This is a genomic window from Erythrobacter sp. HL-111 (assembly GCF_900105095.1).
Lineage (GTDB): Bacteria > Pseudomonadota > Alphaproteobacteria > Sphingomonadales > Sphingomonadaceae > Erythrobacter.
Genome location: NZ_LT629743.1, coordinates 927,599 through 940,997, shown reverse-complemented (window position 1 = coordinate 940,997; position 13,399 = coordinate 927,599). Strand labels below are relative to the sequence as shown.

The 13,399-nt window shown below is 67.0% G+C and carries 9 protein-coding genes; 5 read left to right on the top strand and 4 right to left on the bottom strand.

Annotation, left to right across the window (positions count from 1 at the left end; genetic code table 11):
- The first annotated feature begins 42 nt into the window (after positions 1-42).
- From BLU08_RS04450 to lepA, 3 genes are all read left to right on the top strand, one after another.
- On the top strand, positions 43-2,949 hold the full coding sequence (locus tag BLU08_RS04450) for an EAL domain-containing protein (protein ID WP_233996088.1): 2,907 nt from the start codon (positions 43-45) through the stop codon (positions 2,947-2,949).
- A gap of 172 nt (positions 2,950-3,121) precedes the next feature.
- Positions 3,122-5,305, top strand: coding sequence for a bifunctional diguanylate cyclase/phosphodiesterase (locus BLU08_RS04445; RefSeq protein ID WP_233996087.1), 2,184 nt, complete (start codon positions 3,122-3,124; stop codon positions 5,303-5,305).
- A gap of 71 nt (positions 5,306-5,376) precedes the next feature.
- The gene (lepA, locus tag BLU08_RS04440; protein ID WP_090195821.1) at positions 5,377-7,194 is read left to right on the top strand and encodes a translation elongation factor 4; all 1,818 of its coding nucleotides are present in this window, start codon (positions 5,377-5,379) and stop codon (positions 7,192-7,194) included.
- A gap of 760 nt (positions 7,195-7,954) precedes the next feature.
- On the opposite strand, the gene BLU08_RS04435 is transcribed toward lepA, so the two are convergent.
- The 4 genes from BLU08_RS04435 to BLU08_RS04420 all read right to left on the bottom strand — a co-directional run bounded on the left by BLU08_RS04435 (position 7,955) and on the right by BLU08_RS04420 (position 10,663).
- A complete protein-coding gene (locus tag BLU08_RS04435; RefSeq protein WP_157674446.1) occupies positions 7,955-8,764 on the bottom strand; it encodes an HNH endonuclease in 810 nt (269 codons plus the stop codon).
- Positions 8,765-9,158: 394 nt separating this feature from the next.
- Complete coding sequence (locus BLU08_RS04430) at positions 9,159-9,458, bottom strand: CcdB family protein (protein ID WP_090195814.1); 300 nt, start codon at positions 9,456-9,458, stop codon at positions 9,159-9,161.
- A complete protein-coding gene (locus BLU08_RS04425) occupies positions 9,458-9,718 on the bottom strand; it encodes a type II toxin-antitoxin system CcdA family antitoxin (RefSeq protein WP_090195812.1) in 261 nt (86 codons plus the stop codon). Before BLU08_RS04425 ends, BLU08_RS04430 begins: the two co-directional genes overlap by 1 nt.
- A gap of 108 nt (positions 9,719-9,826) precedes the next feature.
- Positions 9,827-10,663, bottom strand: coding sequence for a hypothetical protein (locus tag BLU08_RS04420; protein ID WP_197676892.1), 837 nt, complete (start codon positions 10,661-10,663; stop codon positions 9,827-9,829).
- A 101-nt stretch (positions 10,664-10,764) separates the two neighbouring features.
- On the opposite strand from BLU08_RS04420, the gene BLU08_RS04415 reads away from it, so the two are divergent.
- Both BLU08_RS04415 and recN read left to right on the top strand, forming a co-directional pair.
- On the top strand, positions 10,765-11,559 hold the full coding sequence (locus BLU08_RS04415) for an outer membrane protein assembly factor BamD (protein WP_090195809.1): 795 nt from the start codon (positions 10,765-10,767) through the stop codon (positions 11,557-11,559).
- Between the two features lie 161 nt (positions 11,560-11,720).
- The gene (recN, locus tag BLU08_RS04410) at positions 11,721-13,388 is read left to right on the top strand and encodes a DNA repair protein RecN (protein WP_090195806.1); all 1,668 of its coding nucleotides are present in this window, start codon (positions 11,721-11,723) and stop codon (positions 13,386-13,388) included.
- Positions 13,389-13,399: the final 11 nt, after the last annotated feature.

The window sequence follows — 13,399 nt, the reverse complement described above, 5'->3', positions numbered from 1 at the left end:
TTGAAACGGGCTTAACCTTAGGCTTTAGCCAGAGCGAAAAACGTGTCCTTTAAGACCGGCGTCATGGAAGCGCGTGCGATCAGGAAGCGGATGAGGGGGGAGGGCAGCGAGCCGGGCGCGCAACCGCCCGTCGGCTCCCCCGCCGTTGCAACCCGCACCGCGCCTGCCGCGCCCCCGAGCGAGCGGAGCCTTGTCCGCGCGCGCAACCGGGACCTGGCCCCGGCGGGCCCGGAGCGGGACGAGATCGATCCGGCCGGCGGGACGGAGCGGCGCCGCAGCGACCCCTCGGCCGCATCGGGCGATGATCGCCGCGCCGGGGAACGCCGCGCCAAGCTGCGCGTCCGCGAGCGTCACACCCCCCGCAGCGGCGGGGGGCAGGCGCGGGTCAGGCGCAGCGAGGAGCATTTCCTCCCGCGCCATTCGCGCGCCCTCGCGCTGCTGCTCGGCCTCGCCTACGTCCCCAGCACGATCGTCGCCGGCGGCCTGCCGCATGGCGGCGCGCTCGCGGCGGGTTTCGCCTCGGTCATCCTGCTTGCGATCGGCTCGGTCTTCGCCCGGTTAGAACGGCGCGAAGGGATGCCCGCGAGCGCCCGCATCGCGCTGCTGATGGCGGGGGCTGTCGTGCCGATGGGCTGCGCGGGCTATGCCATCGCGCACTGGGTCGCCGAAGGCCTGCCGCACCAGTGGGCGATCGCGACCCTGCTTTCGATCAACGCCGCCGCCGCGACCGTCTATCGCACCCGGATCGTCTCGCTGTTCTCGGCCCAGATCGCGAGTTGGGCGCCGTTCGCGCTGGTCGATCCGAGCCCGATCACGTTCGCCGCGATCATCGGCGGAGCGATCGCGCTGCTGCTGATCGCGCGCTTCGAATACAAGGATGCACAGGCCCGCCGGGTGCGCAGCGAGGCGCGTGAGAGGGTCGCTGCGCGGGCCGAGGACATCCTGCGCAGCTTCGAGGAGACGGGCGAGGGGTGGTTCTGGGAAACCGACCGGCGCGGGCAGCTCACCTACATCTCGCCCAAGGCCGCGCACGTACTGGGCAAGCGGCCCGACCAGGTGATCGGCCGCCCGCTGACCGAGATCGTCCACGCCGCCCCGCGCGCCTCGGACGCCGAGCGCACGCTCGCCTTCCACCTCTCCGCGCGGTCGGCCTTCCACGACATCGAACTGCGCGCGGCGACCGGCGATGCGGCCGGCGGCGAGGGCGGGGGGGACGAACGCTGGTGGGCGCTGACGGGACGGCCGGTCTACGATTCCTACAAGAATTTCTGCGGCTTCCGCGGCCATGGCAGCGACCTTACCGAAAAGCGGCGGAGCGAGCAGCAGGTCTCGCGCCTTGCCCATTACGATTCGCTCACGGGGCTGGCCAACCGGGTCCAGATGAGCCGCGCGCTCGAACAGATCCTCGCCGCCCCGCGCGAGCGCGACCGGGCCTGCGCGCTGTTCCTGCTCGATCTCGACCGGTTCAAGCAGGTCAACGACACGCTCGGCCACCCGGCGGGCGATGCGCTGCTCAAGCAGGTGGCGCAGCGGCTCGAGCGGGTGATCGGACCGGCCGGGCGCTGCGGGCGGCTGGGCGGCGACGAATTCCAGGTCATCATCCCCGCGCCGCAGACGCGCGAGCATCTCGCCCACCTCGCCCGCGAGATCATCGCGACGCTCTCGCAGCCCTATACGGTCGACGGGCACGCGGTGGTGATCGGCGCCTCGGTCGGGGTCGCGATCGCGCCCGAACACGGCACCACCAGCGAGGCGCTGATCCGCAATGTCGACCTGGCGCTCTATGCGGCCAAGGACGCCGGGCGCGGCTGCCACCGGTTCTATTCGGACGAGCTCCATTCCGCGGCCGAGGAGCGGGCCGAGCTCGAACAGGACCTGCGCGACGCGATCGGGCGCGGCCAACTCCAGCTCTACTACCAGCCTGTCGTCTATGCCGCGAGCGAGACGATCGTCGGCTTCGAGGCGCTGCTGCGCTGGAACCACCCGACCCGCGGCTGGCTTTCGCCCGCAAAGTTCGTGCCGATCGCCGAGGATGCGGGCCTGATCGACCAGCTCGGCCAGTGGGCGCTCAGGACCGCCTGCGACGACCTTGCCCGCTGGCCGGAGCGGGTGCGCTGCGCGGTCAACGTCTCGCCCCTGCAGTTCGCCAATCCCGAACTGCCCAACATCGTCGCGAACGCGCTCGCCCATTCGGGGGTCGATCCCTCGCGGCTCGAACTCGAGATCACCGAAAGCGTCTTCATGGGCGACAGTGCGGCCACCGATGCCATGTTCGCGGCGCTGAAGCGGGTCGGCGTCCGCCTGGCGCTCGACGATTTCGGGACGGGCTATTCCTCGCTCGGCTACCTGCGCAAGGCGCCGTTCGACAAGATCAAGATCGACCAGAGCTTCGTGCGCGGCGCGACCGAGAAGGGCAGTCGCAACGGCGCGATCATCGCCTCGATCACCAGCCTGGCCGAGGCGCTGGGCATGGACACCACCGCGGAAGGGGTCGAGACGCTCGACGAGCTCGAACTGGTGCGGCTTCTGGGCTGCAGCCACGTGCAGGGCTATATCTATCACAAGCCGCTGGATGCGCTGAGGGCGGGGGCGCTGGTCGAGGGCGATTGCAGCGTGATCGCCGAAGGCCCGCGCTCCGCCCGCCAGGCCCGCACGAACCTGCTGCGGCGCGTGCTGGTGGTCCACGGGGACGGGGTCGCCAACGCCACCTTGCGCAACATCTCCGAAGGCGGCGTGCTGCTCGAAGGCCTGTGGAGCCTGCCTGCCGGGACCGTGGTCGAGATCGAATTCGCCGCGGGCCGCAAGGCGACGGGCACGATCCGCTGGACGCGCGAGAACCGCACCGGGGTAGAATTCGACGCGCCGCTGCGCCGCCGGTCGGACGGTTCCTTCGCGGTCCTGCGCGGCCACCCGGCGCGGCTCGCAGGGTCGGTTTCGGGGATGCCCTGAGGGTTCCTCGCGTCGCGCGGCAGCGCCGCCCTTAGCGAAAAACTAACCAACCGCCTTTACGCGGGTTTGAGATCAGGAACAGCCTCGCCCGCCATGAACGGCCCGCCACAAGGGCCGGCCGTACGGCGGCCGACAGCCGGAGGTATGGCGCGACGTGCCCTTGAAGGGTCTGTTGTCTTCGCGAAGCGCAAGCGTTTCGGCAAGCCCGGGGCCGAGGGGCGAGGCCCGGGCGGGATCGACCCTGTCCGACGCGCAGAAGCTCGCCATGCTGGAGGATCTCGAACAGTCCGGCCTCGGCTGGTTCTGGGCGAGCGATGCGGACGGCCGGCTTGCCTACCTCTCCGCGAGCATTGCCGAGCGGCTCGAGCTGCCGCTCGGCGAACTCGTCGGCCAGCCGGTCGCGCAGATCTTCCAGCCCGCCGCCGAGGACGGCTGCGCCAAGCCGCTCGCGCTGCGGCTCGGCTCGCACAAGGCGTTCTCGGGACTTGCCGTGCGCGCGGCGAAACGGCCGGGCGGTGCGATCCTGCGGCTCGCCGGGCACCCGGTGTTCGGTCCGTCGGGCAGCTTCCTCGGCTTTCGCGGCACGGGTGCCGACATCACCGAGGAATGGTACCGCGAGGAGGAAACCGAACGCCTCGCCTGGTTCGATTCGCTTACCGGGCTCGCCAATCGCCACCGCATGGCACACCTCATCGAATCCACCATCACCGCGTTCCGCGCGGCCAAGCGCAACTGCGCGGTAATGATGCTCGACCTCGACCGCTTCAAGCAGGTCAACGACACGCTCGGCCATGCCGCGGGGGACGAATTGCTCAAGCAGGTCGCCGACCGGCTGGGCCGCGCGATCGACCGCGACTGCGAGATCGGGCGGCTGGGCGGCGACGAATTCCAGGTCATGCTCCCCGACCTCGACGATCGCGGCGTGCTGGGCGAGATCGCGATGAAGATCATCGCCATGGTCAAGCAGCCCTACAGCCTGGCCGAGGGGCGCTGCGTGATCGGCTGCTCGGTCGGGATCGCGATCGCGCCGCATGACGGGGTCACGCGCGAGGAAGTGGTGCGTTCCGCCGACCTTGCGCTCTACGCCGCCAAGAACGGCGGACGGGGGCAGTTCCGGTTCTTCTCGGGCGAGCTCGAGAACGAGGCGATCTTCCGCCGCCGGCTGGAGGCCGATCTCGGCACCGGCCTGTCGGAAAGGCAGCTGTTCCTGAAATACCAGCCGGTGATCGAGGCGAAGAGCCGCAAGGTGACCGGACTCGAGGCCCGGATCTGCTGGAACCACTCGCAGCGCGGCGAAATCGACGAGGAGGAATTCGCGAGCATCCTCGAGGGCTCCTCGCTGGTGGGCGAGATCGGACGCTGGGCGATCCGCGAGGCCTGTTCCCACGCCGCGTTGTGGCCCGACAGCGTGCGGGTGGCGCTGGGCGTGCCGGTCCCGCTGTTCACCGACGAGACCTTTATCGAGGTGGTCGCCGAAGCGCTCAGCGAGACCGACCTGCCTGCGAACCGGCTGGAACTGGCAATCAGCGAGGCGGTGTTCTTCGGCGATGCCAACCAGGTCGACCGCACGCTCGGGCGCCTTTTCAAGCTCGGCGTCAGGCTGACGCTCGACGAATTCGGCTCGGGCTATTCGAGCCTCGCCTACCTGCGCCGCGCGCCCTTCGATACGATCCGCATCGACAGCCGGCTGGTGGCGGAGGCGGGCCGAGAGGACGGGCGCGAGCTGGGCCTGATCCGGGCGATCGTCGCGCTCGCCGGGGCGCTCGAGATGGACACGCTCGCCGGCGGGATCGAGACCATGGCGCTGAACGACGCGCTGACCCAGTGCGGGATCGGCTATGTGCAGGGTCCGATCTATTACGAGTCGGCCGAGCGCGAGACGGTCGAGGCCGAGATCATGGGGGAGGGCTGGCGGATCGAGCCGTCGAGCGACCGCACCGCGCGTGCCCGGCGGCGGACCGTGCTGCGCAAGATCAACGTCATCCACGACGACCATTCCTACGAGGTCACCCTGCGCAACCTGTCGCGCACGGGCGCCCTGATCCAGGGGCTGATGGACGTGCCCAAGGGAACGCAGTTCGTGGTCGACCTGGGAGGCGGGCAGCTCGCCGTGGCGACCGTGACGCGGAGCAATGGCGACACGCAGGGGCTCGAATTCGAACAGCACCTCGTCGATGACGGCTCGGGCGGGCTGGTCACGCGGAACCGCGTCAGCCCCTATGCGCTGGCCTCGGCCGGAGCCCCGCTCGCGGCGCTTTCCCCGGGCAGCTACAAGGCGATGACCGGCGCGCCCGGCGAGGGCCAGTCGATCCCCCAGTTCGGCTATGCGCCGAATGCGCGGTCCGAACAGGCTTGAAGGGCCTGGCGCGCCGACTTGCGTTTTTCTCGCATGACACTGCGGGGGAGCGGCGCTATCTGCGCTGTCAGATGACCGACCTTTCCAAGATCCGCAATTTCAGCATAATTGCCCACATCGACCACGGCAAGTCGACGCTCGCCGACCGGCTGATCCAGGTTTGCGGTGGCCTGACCGAGCGGGAGATGCGCGAGCAGATCCTCGACAACATGGATATCGAGCGCGAGCGCGGCATCACCATCAAGGCGCAGACCGTCCGCCTCGCCTACACCGCGTCCGATGGTGAGACCTACCAGCTCAACCTCATGGACACCCCCGGCCACGTCGACTTCGCCTACGAGGTTTCCCGCAGCCTCGCCGCGTGCGAAGGCGCGCTGCTCGTCGTCGATGCCGCGCAGGGGGTCGAGGCGCAGACCCTCGCCAATGTCTACCAGTCGATCGAGCACGACCACGAGATCGTCCCCGTCATCAACAAGATCGACCTGCCCGCCGCCGAACCCGACAAGGTCCGCGCCGAGATCGAGGACATCATCGGCCTCGACGCGTCCGACGCCGTCCTCACCAGCGCCAAGTCCGGGATCGGCATCGAGGACGTGCTCGAAGCGATCGTCCGCCGCATCCCGCCCCCCGCGGGCACGCGCGAGGCACCGCTCAAGGCGAGCCTCGTCGATTCCTGGTACGATCCCTATCTCGGCGTCGTCATCCTCGTGCGCGTGATCGAGGGAACGCTCACCAAGGGGCTCAACATCCGGTTCATGCAGGGCGGCACGCAGCATCTCGTCGACCGGGTCGGCTGCTTCACGCCCAAGCGCACCGACCTGCCCGAACTCGGCCCCGGAGAGATCGGCTTCATCACCGCCCAGATAAAGGAAGTCGAACAGGCCCGCGTCGGCGACACCATCACCACGGTGAAGAACGGCGCGGACAAGGCGCTGCCGGGCTACAAGGAAGTCCAGCCGGTCGTCTTCTGCGGCCTGTTCCCGGTCGACGCCGCCGATTTCGAGAAGCTGCGCGAAAGCATCGGCAAGCTGCGGCTCAACGACGCGAGCTTTTCCTACGAGATGGAAAGCTCCGCCGCATTGGGCTTCGGCTTCCGCTGCGGGTTTCTCGGCCTGCTGCACCTCGAAATCATCCAGGAGCGGCTTTCGCGCGAATACGATCTCGACCTCATCACCACCGCGCCGTCCGTGGTCTACCGCGTCCACCTCGGCCATACCAAGACCGAGGACGCCAAGGTCATCGACATCCACAACCCGGCCGACTGGCCGGACGTGAACCGTATCGAGATGATCGAGGAACCGTGGATCAAGGCGGTGATCTACACGCCCGACGAATATCTCGGCGCGATCCTGAAACTGTGCCAGGACCGCCGCGGCATCCAGACCGACCTCACCTATGTCGGCGGCCGCGCGCAGGTGACCTACGAACTGCCGCTGAACGAGGTGGTGTTCGATTTCTATGACCGGCTGAAGAGCATTTCGCGCGGCTATGCCAGCTTCGACTACGAACAGATCGGCCTGCGCGAAGGCGACCTCGTCAAGATGAACATCCTCGTCAACAACGAGCCCGTGGACGCGCTCTCCCTGATCGTCCACCGCTCCGTCGCCGAGGAACGCGGCCGCGGGATGTGCGAGCGGCTCAAGGACCTCATCCCGCGCCACCTGTTCAAGATCCCCATCCAGGCCGCGATCGGCGGCAAGATCATCGCCCGCGAAACCATCGCCGCCCTGCGCAAGGACGTGACCGCAAAGTGCTATGGCGGGGACATCACGCGCAAGAAGAAGCTGCTGGAAAAGCAGAAGAAGGGCAAGGCGCGGATGCGGGAATACGGGAACGTGAGCATTCCGCAGGAGGCGTTTATCGCGGCGCTGCGGATGGGGGAGGAGTGAGGCCCCGCGCCTAGAGCAGGCGATTGCGCAGCAATCGGCAAGCTAGAAGCGAGAGGCCGTAACTCCGGCCGGCGGGTGGCCCTGAGCTTGCCGAAGGGCCAGCCCGTTCGACGTCACGCGGCGCATGGAGCGATTGCGCCAGCAATCGCGGAACGGCGCGTGACGGGCGATGCGCCAGCCTCATACAAGGCTGAGGAGGCGCTGAACCCCCTCCTCTCCAGAGGAGGGGGTTAGGGGGTGGTGACTCCTTTCGAGGCGCATCTCGCGTGTGGACACGGGGAAGGATTTGAGCATTCCGCCGGAGGCGGCTATTGTTGTGCTGAGGATGGGGAGGTCTTAAGCTTGGCGGTCGTTAGCGCGTTTGATAGGCCGATCTACAAGGCTTCTCGATAGACAATTATCATCCACCTGACGAATGCTTGGCAAGTCGAAGTGTCGAGGCTATCGCGTTTTACACGCTATCAATAGACACTTAGAACAGGATCGCAGGCTGGGCTGGGAGGCGAAGATCCGAACTTGTTCGCGGAAACTCAGAGGGAAGGCGTTGTATGCTCTCTATATATGCGAAGAAGATTGCAGAGATTACCGGATATCGCGATCCTCAAGTACTTTCTCTCATAGAAAACTTCATGAGAGAAGAATTATTTCATTCAACTCTCGATTGGGTTGAGGAAGGTCAATTTCTTTGTGGTGTGAGAGAATCCGTGAAATTACTTATTGAGTTCGGTGAAATTTCTCCCCTTGGCCGGCCAGTCGGGAACTAGAGTGCGGATTCGCCTTTGAAACGTTCCCGTCTATGCCACTCGAGGAAATCGTTAGAATCGTGAAAGCGGATAGGATCACTGATCCGTTTTCCTGAAAATGGTGTGAAAAACTCTCGGGTGGCCTTGTTGGGATGATTCTTCAAATTTTCAGAGACGAGCAATCGTCGATCTTCATCCACTCCTATAAGCCCAATGTCGAAAGCCCGGTCAAAGGTTGGAGATAGTGCTAGTCCATTTGCTGGATTATGCCTCAATCTCTCATTCTCGGCCCATGGAATGATGTGGCTCGCGATTAGAAGTGATGGTTCTGCTATTCCTGTAATGCAACAGCAATATTCGAAATTTGCTAATACTGCCCGTCGAAAAAATTCCTGCCCTATCCGTCTTTGAGATAATATTTGCCTTTCCGAAGGGCTGTTAATATCTGGGAATAAAAAGGGCTCAATTTTTTCTTTAACTTTATTTTTGGCGGACTTGGACAGTTTCTCGATCTTTGACTCAATATTAGCAATTTGACCTGACCAGTCGCTTTCGAACTCTGCCCAAATCATTCTGTCTTGTTCTGAGGCTCCGCTGAGTCCTCGCCGCCCAGTTGCAGTAATCTTTGGGTCAAGGCTGGCGAAATTGGCGAGCTTCATTGCAACCGAAGAAGGACTTCGGTCAATCATGATTGCCAATTTTTGAATCTCGGGATTTTTTTGATGCAACTGACCAAAAGGCAGTTGGAAGTAGAGATAAAGCGCGAGGCGGGTTTCATCTTCAGTCCAGCGCCGCTTCCTCTTGGTTGTGAGATTTTCGTCGTCCACTCCATTCTTCCGCATCTTGTTTACGAAGAAGCACCTATCGCTTCAAAGGATCGCCGTCCCCCCCCCTCCGATACCGGCGAAAAGGTCAATGAACGTGAATTGTGACAAGGTTTCCTCCGGCGATGTGCCCGTCGAGCGTGAAACAATAGCGGAACATTGGCAACCCGCAGCCGGAAGTTAGGTCCGAAACCGATGTATTTTTCCACTAACCGGTGACGGAGGGGATCGAGGGGTGCTTGCGAGGCGGCAGCCTCGCCCCGCCGGACGCTCGCCCCGCTCGCCACCACCCCCAACCCCCTCCTCGGTGAGGAGGGGGCTTTGTTGCGCCGGGGCCGTGTGCCCCTCCACCATCCTGCGGATGGTCCCCCTCCCCTGAAGGGGAGGATGGCGGCCCTCAAACCCCGCTCACCAAAAAATCCAGCGCTGCCAGCACCCGCTCGCCCTCGCCGTCGAGCGTGGCGACCTTCTCCCCCAGCTCCCGCTGCTCGACCGCCGAGAGCAGCTGCGTCATCAGCACGAAGCGCTCGCCGCCCACCTCGAACACCGGGTTGAGGTGGCGCGCCGGGGGAGGGGCCTTGTCCGCCGGGAGCAGCGGGGCGACCACGCGGGTCCTGAGGTCGGCGAGGAGGTCCGCCTGGCAATCGACCACCGGCGTTCCGCTCCCACGCAGGGCGAACACGTCGAAGCGGGCCATCAGAACAGGCGGTGATCCTTGAGCGGCAGGCCGTTCGACTCGACCCAGTCGTTCGCCGCATCGATCGCGGCGCGGTTTTCCTCGCGCCACTCGGCCGCCTCCGCCTCGCGGATGGCGTCGGCGAGGCCTCGTTCGGCGGCCTCGGATATGGTGATCCCGAGCCGCCGGGCCGCCGCGAGGTAATCGGGACGGATGGTCAGCGTCGTGCGCTTGCGGGGGCCATCGGGCGGGGTGAGGCGGGCGGCGGTGCGGCGGGTCACGCGGGCAGGATATATGCATCGATCATATGCATCAAGCTGCTGCCGGACGCGCGCCTCGCTCGCAACCGCCCCTGACCCCCTCCTCTGTTGGGAGGGGCCGGGGCAGCGTCAGTCCCAGCCTTCGTCGGTCAGCCGGTGCACCGTCCTGCGCGGCGGCGGCTGCGGTTTCGCGCGCTTGGGCGGGGGCGGGTATTGCACGTCCTTGCGCGGGCCTTCGGCCACCAGGCGGCGCGTGTCCTCGTCGGCCTGCAGCGCGGCGAGGTCGCGGTCGCGCAGCTCCACGAAGCGTTCCCACGCCGCGCGCGTCTCGTCCGACAGCTTCGCCCATTCGCGCGCGTGATCGGCCTCTATGCGCGAGCGGATCGCGGCGATCTTCGCATCGATGCTGGCGCGGATTTCCTGCGGGGTGACGCTGTCGCGCTCCGCCTCCCATTCGGCGCGCCATTCCTTTCGGAGCCGCTCGACCTCCATCTTGCCGACCGCGTTGAGGCCCTTGGCGCCGCCTTCGGCGAAGCGTTCGGGGGCGCGGTTGCGCAGCATGAACATCAGCAGCCGGTCGTTGTAGCGGCGCCGCTTGGCGACGAGTTCGCCGTGGGAATAATATTCCTCCTCGACGCCGTTGAGCGCGCGCTCCATCGCGACGTCCTCGAGCCGTTCGACGCCGAGCTCGAGCGCGGCGGCCCAGGCCTTGCGGAAGCTTTCCGCACCGGGCTGGCGGCGCAGGTGGTAGACGCCGGCCTGGCTCATGTCGACGGCCCGGCACGCCGCCTCGACCGAGCCGGTGTCGGCGAGCGCCTCGATGAAGTCGCGCTGGCGCTGCGGGGTCCAGCCGTCGTGGCGCGTGCACTTGCGCGGCACGGGGGTGAAGTCGGGAAGCTCGCCGCCCTTTGCGAGGACATCGCGGACGGGCAGGCGGGTGGTGCGGGGGTCGGCGCGGCGGGTCATGGCGCGGGTTGGAGCACAAATTGGCGGGGTAGGAAATCGGCCGGGGGAGGGCGGCAAGCTTCACTTGGCGTTCAGCGAGGGCGAAGCTATACGCCTGCGCCATGAAGACCCGGATCAAGACCATGCTTTCGCGCGCCGTGCTGATCGGTGCGGCCGCCCTCGCCACGAGCGCCTGCGGCGGCGGATCGGCGAACGAGGATGTCGCCTATGTCGCGCGCGACGTCGAATCGCTCTACGGCGAGGCGCAGCGGCGGCTCGACCGGGGGAACACGGTGCTCGCCGCGGCGCTGTTCGACGAGGTCGAGCGCCAGCATCCCTATTCGCCCTGGGCCCGCCGCGCGCAGCTGATGAGCGCGTTCAGCTACTACCTCGCGCGCGATTACAACAAGGCGATCCAGAACGCGCAGCGGTTCCTGTCGATCCACCCGGGGAACAAGGACGCGCCCTACGCCTATTACCTGATCGCGCTGAGCTATTACGAACAGATCAGCGACGTGAACCGCGACCAGAAGATCACCGAGCAGGCGCAGATCGCGCTCGAGGAGGTCAACCGGCGGTTCCCGCAGACCGAATACGCGGCCGATGCGCGGCTGAAGCTCGACCTTGTCGTCGATCACCTCGCGGGCAAGGAGATGGAGATCGGGCGCTTCTACCAGCGTTCCGGCCAGTGGCTGGCCGCCTCGATCCGGTTCCGCAACGTGATCGAGGATTTCGACACCACCAGCCACACGCCCGAGGCGCTCTATCGCCTCGCCGAAAGCAACCTCGCGCTCGGCATCCCGGAGGAAGCGGTGAAATACACCGCGGTGCTGGGGGCGAACTATCCGGGCAGCGAATGGTACGAGAAAGCCTACGAGCTGGTCGACCGGCACGCGCAAGGCGTGGTGCCGAGCTAGGCGCGCGCAGGCGCCTGCACCCGGCTGCTCGCCCGCGGGCCGGGCCGGCGATGCCCCCGCGCCATTCGATCCCGCCTGCGAACGGTGCGCTGCGATAGCTGTTCGCAATCGCCCTCTCCACGCGTGACCGGGCGGCGGGCTTGGGCTAACAGGATCGCGCCATGCTGACCCGGCTTTCGATCCGCAACATCGTCCTCATCGAAGCGCTCGATCTCGAGTTTCGCGGCGGGCTCGGCGTGCTCACGGGCGAGACGGGGGCGGGCAAGTCGATCCTGCTCGATGCACTCGGCCTCGTGCTCGGCGACCGGGCGGAGACGGCGCTGGTGCGCGCGGGCGCGGAAAAGGCGAGCGTCACCGCAAGCTTCGAATTCTCCGATCTTCCCGCCAGCATTGCCGAGGCGCTCGAGGATGCGGGGATCGAGATCGAGCCGGGCGAACCGCTGCTGATCCGGCGGCAGGTCAAGGCGGACGGCGGATCCAAGGCCTTCGTCAACGACCAGTCGGCGAGCGTCGCCCTGCTGCGCGCGCTCGCGCCGGCCCTGGTCGAACTCCACGGCCAGCACGACGACCGCGGCCTCGTCAACCCGCGCGGCCACCGCGACCTGCTCGACCGCTATGCCGGGACCGACCTCGCCGCGCTCGGTGCCGCATGGCGCGGTTTCGCGAAGGCCGAGGCCCGGCTTGCCGAAGCGCGGGCCGAGGCCGAACAGGCCAAGGCGGACGAGGACCTGCTGCGCGCGCACCTCGCCGAACTCGACGCGCTGACGCCGGAGCAGGGCGAGGAGGAACGCCTCGCCGCCCAGCGCATCGACCTCCAGAAAGGCGAGCGGCTGTCGGGCGAGCTGGAGGAACTGCGCCACGTCTGGGAGGGTTCGGAATCCCCGCTCGCGAGCCTGCGGGTCGCGGCGCGCAGGCTCGACCGGATCGCCGGGGAACACCCGTTGCTCGCCGAGGCGCTGGCCGCGCTCGACCGGGCGGTGATCGAGGCGGGCGAGGCGGAGGAAAAGCTGGAGCGTGCGGCCGAGGCGCTGGTGCACGATCCGGCCGCGCTGGAGGCGGCGGAGACGCGCCTGTTCGACCTGCGCGCGCTCGCCCGCAAGCACCGCTGCGAGGTCGACGAACTGCCCGCCCTGATGGAGCAAATGCGGCGCCGACTGGAGGCGATCGAAGGCGGGGAGGAGCAGCTCGGCGCGCTCGAAAAGGCGGCGCGCGAGGCGCGCGCGGCCTATATCGCGGCGGCGGACAAGGCGCACGCGGCGCGCGTGGCGGCGGCGAAGCGGCTCGACAAGGCGGTGGCGGCCGAGCTTGCGCCGCTGAAACTCGACGCCGCCCGGTTCCGCACGGCGATCACCGACCTGCCGGAGGACAAATGGGGCGCGCTGGGCCGCGACGCGGTGGAATTCCTGATCGCGACCAATCCCGGCGCGGATTTCGCCCCGCTCGCCAAGATCGCGAGCGGGGGCGAACTCTCGCGCTTCATCCTCGCGCTGAAAGTGGCTCTGGCGGAAAAGGGCGGGGCGGCGACGATCATTTTCGACGAGATCGACCGCGGCGTGGGCGGTGCGGTGGCCAGCGCCATCGGCGAGCGGCTGGCGCGGCTGGCGAGCGAGGAGGGGCAGTTATTGGCGGTCACGCACTCGCCGCAGGTCGCGGCGCGGGGGTCCACCCATTACCTCATCGCCAAGGCGTCCTCCGGCACGGTGACGAAGACGAGCGTGGTCCTGCTCGACAGCGCCGGGCGACAGGAGGAAATCGCGCGGATGCTTTCGGGGGCCGAGGTGACGCCAGAGGCGCGCGCGCAGGCGGATCGGCTGCTGGAGGGGGTGTGATCTTGCAGAAG

Coding starts and splice junctions, on each gene's coding strand:
- lepA (WP_090195821.1), top strand. CDS start 5,377: ATGACCGACCTTTCCAAGATCCGCAATTTCAGCATAATTGCCCACATC.
- BLU08_RS04430 (WP_090195814.1), bottom strand. CDS start 9,458: ATGGCCCGCTTCGACGTGTTCGCCCTGCGTGGGAGCGGAACGCCGGTG.
- BLU08_RS04420 (WP_197676892.1), bottom strand. CDS start 10,663: ATGACCCGCCGCGCCGACCCCCGCACCACCCGCCTGCCCGTCCGCGAT.
- BLU08_RS04415 (WP_090195809.1), top strand. CDS start 10,765: ATGAAGACCCGGATCAAGACCATGCTTTCGCGCGCCGTGCTGATCGGT.
- recN (WP_090195806.1), top strand. CDS start 11,721: ATGCTGACCCGGCTTTCGATCCGCAACATCGTCCTCATCGAAGCGCTC.